Below are 3,245 nucleotides of genomic sequence, written 5' to 3'. Positions count from 1 at the left end.
GAAAAAAGACAGCTTGTAGAAGAAGCTGCTAGGCGTGGTATGACACAATCAGAACTAATTAGAAGTTTAATTGCTCGTTTTCCAGAACCCAGTAAAAAGCCGTCCTAGAAGGACGGGGCTTGTATCCCGGTTTTTTGGTCAGTGCGAAGAATTTCAGGATTTTGCGGCGAGAAAGCATGAGACTCGAGACCCGTTAAAGGTCAGTTAAAACCCGTTTCGATCGCGATCTTAATCGCCGTCGAGACCTTGAGAGGGAAACAAATCATAGAAACACCGAGACCCCGCAGTCCCGTGTCGTGCAGCGCAGCCACGGGCAACAGCGAGAGCGTCTCAAAAGCGTCTACAGCCCTCGAAATTGATATACCCTGGAAAACGTCGTCTTGGAGATTGAGTTAGGCGTGAAGCTACTGTGCTTGAGTAACGGTCACGGAGAAGACGCGATCGCCGTACAGATTCTGCGTCGCCTCCAACAACATCACCAAGCCCCAAAACTGGCAGCACTTCCCCTCGTCGGCGAAGGCCGCGCCTACACCGACTTAGACGGCGTACCGATCGTCGGTCCCGTGAAAAAAATGCCCTCGGGTGGGTTCGTGTATATGGACGGACGACAACTGTGGCGAGACGTGCGCGGGGGATTGTTAGGACTGACCTTAGCCCAGCGGCGCGTCGTCCGAACCTGGGGACGAGAAGGCGGCGCGATTTTAGCCGTCGGCGATATCGTTCCGTTGTTGTTGGCGTGGATGAGTGGTGCGAACTACGCCTTTGTGGGAACGGCGAAATCCGAATACTACCTGCGCGACGAGATCGGGTTGCTGCCTCGGCGCACCTGGTTTGAAAAACTCGAGAGTTGGTCGGGATCGGTATACTTACCCTGGGAACGGTGGTTGATGACCCGAAAACGTTGTCGGGCTGTATTTCCTCGCGACGGCTTGACGACCCGCTACTTACAAAAATTCAACGTTCCCGCCTACGACTTGGGCAATCCCATGATGGACGGATTGGACGCCGAAACCGTCACCAACGCCGAAGAAACCCATCGAGTCTTGACGATCGCCTTAATGCCGGGGTCGCGATCGCCTGAAGCCGAACGCAACTGGGAACAAATTGTCAAAACCGCCGCGATCGTCTCGCACGATCGCCCGAGTCGCGCGATCGCCTTTCTGGGAACCATCGCCCCCGGACTCGATCTCGATCCTTTCTGTCGCGTTCTCGAAACATACGGGTGGCAACCCAGCGAAAGCCGATCCCCGGTGTCCGTTTCCGATCCCGAAGCGCGACGTTTTACGCTAGGCCAGGCGACCGTCGTTCTGACACAGCGAGCGTTTGCCGAATGTTTGTATCGGGCCGATCTGGCGATCGCGATGGCGGGAACCGCGACCGAACAGTTCGTGGGTTTGGGGAAACCGGCCATCGCCCTGCCGGGAACGGGACCGCAATACACCCCAGCCTTTGCAGAAGCCCAAAGTCGCCTGCTCGGATCGTCGCTCGTTCTGCTCGATCGCCCCGAGAAAGTCACCGACGTTGTCGAACAGTTGCTCGGCGATCCTGACTGGCTGCAAGCGATCGCCGAGAACGGCCGTCGCCGCATGGGAGATGCCGGAGCCAGCGATCGCATTGCCGACTACATCATGCAGTTGCTGAGTTGAGGCGACCGAGCTGAAATGCGATCGCCCCAAACGAGCTAAGGATTGGCAAAGGTGTTAATTTCCCCGTTGCCGATGGCGCGTCCCGGTGGCGTCCGGGGAACCGAAAACTGTTGGGGCGGTGCAGTGGGATAGGCGTAAGGCGTCGTACCCGTCGTCGAAGGCGTCGTCGCACCGTTTCCAGACAAACCCGTGCCAGAATTCACGGAAAACGGATTGCCCGTAGGCGTTCCGTAGGCGTTGCCGTTATTTCCGTTGAAGTTTCCGTAAGGATTGACGTTCTCAGCGGTCGTCGGAGGCGTCGCCCCGAACGTCGGACGTCTGTACGTCGGTGCGGGGACGTTCGAGGGAGACGGACTCGGCGTTCCCGCCGACGGAAGGGCGTAAGGGTTCGCGTAAGGGTTGTTAGAATTGCCCGAATTTCCTGCCGAATCGGGAGCGATCGCGTTGGGATTGTAGGGATAGCCGGTAAACGCCGGTAGCGTCGAACCCGTAGAAGTCTCGTCCGGCGTCGAGAACGGTGCGGGGGTGGCGAAGGGGGGCAGTGTCTCTGCCGAAGTTGCCCGCTGGCGTCTGTCAGAGTTGGAGGCGTTGCGATCGCCCGTCGCCCCGCCGTCCTGTCGGCTTTCCGCCGTTTCTTCTTCAGTCTCGTCCGTCTCCGCCGAACGCTGGCTGTCGTTCGTTCTCAAATTTGGCAGAGACGCGCCATCGAGGTCGAACTGTAAAAAATTCGTCAACGGATCGTTTGGTGGAGAGTCGGCGGCGTTTCCTGACGTGGTAGCAGAAAACAGGTTCGATCTCGCACTGCGATCGGATGGCGTCTCTTCCTCGTCCGAGGTTCCCAAAGACCCAAACGGTGAAAGATTGGCAAATATATTCGTCTCGGAAGCGTCTTCGGAATTCGAGGAACTCCCCGGAAGCTCGTAGTCCGCCGCCATAAGTTCGAGTAGGCGATCGATATGTTCTCGACGTTCTCGAGCTTGTCCGCTGTCGGGAACGGGAGCGGGGGCGGGAGATTCCTGTTGCGCGAGGAGACTGCGGAGAACGTCCGAACTATCGATATCTGCGGCGATTTGTGCGTCTTCGTCAGAAACTTCTCCTTGCCATTCCGATCCGAGAGCCTCTGAAATCTCCACTTCGCCTTCGTTTTCCGCTTCCACATCAGTCGGGGAGTTCAAGCGTTTGGCATATTCCCAACCCACGCCGAGAACTAACGCAACCCCCAAAGCAGACAGCCACACCGACGGACGCGACAACGAGCGGAGTCGGGCGCGTAAGATGTGGATCGAGTTCGGCAAGTGTTTGATGGGCATCTTTTACAGTAAACCGCGAACAGTGAGCAGTGAGTTATCAGTTTTCAGGGGTGTGTGGGGAGTTCCGAACCTTGTATTTTTGAGGGGCGATCGCGATCGTAACGGGCGAATCGCCATTCTATCGAGTATCGCTTCTATTGTAGCCGTTCTACCAAGATTCGTCGCAGCGCTCCAACCATAGCCAATAGGCTTGGTTGGTGGTGAAGCGGCGGTGAGTTTCGGTGCATCCCCCGAACAATGCGATAGCGAGAGAAGGGGATAGCGCCGAAACGAACAAACTGGTAAAATT

2 protein-coding genes are annotated in these 3,245 nt (G+C 57.0%); one reads left to right on the top strand and one right to left on the bottom strand.

Going from position 1 to position 3,245, the window contains the following annotated elements; translation table 11 throughout:
* The first annotated feature begins 398 nt into the window (after positions 1-398).
* Complete coding sequence (locus POG22_RS15120; RefSeq protein ID WP_498906169.1) at positions 399-1,646, top strand: lipid-A-disaccharide synthase-related protein; 1,248 nt, start codon at positions 399-401, stop codon at positions 1,644-1,646.
* A 35-nt stretch (positions 1,647-1,681) separates the two neighbouring features.
* Here the strand turns inward: POG22_RS15120 and POG22_RS15115 are convergent, their stop codons facing one another.
* Positions 1,682-2,956 carry a hypothetical protein gene (locus POG22_RS15115; RefSeq protein WP_063717220.1) on the bottom strand — a complete coding sequence of 425 codons (1,275 nt, stop codon included), beginning with the start codon at positions 2,954-2,956 and terminating at the stop codon, positions 1,682-1,684.
* Positions 2,957-3,245 lie beyond the last annotated feature (289 nt).

The sequence above is a fragment of the Geitlerinema sp. CS-897 genome (genome assembly GCF_028368005.1).
Taxonomy (GTDB): Bacteria; Cyanobacteriota; Cyanobacteriia; order Cyanobacteriales; family Geitlerinemataceae; genus Baaleninema; species Baaleninema simplex.
Note: the sequence above shows the minus strand (reverse complement) of the source record. Positions and strands in the feature narration are given on the sequence as shown.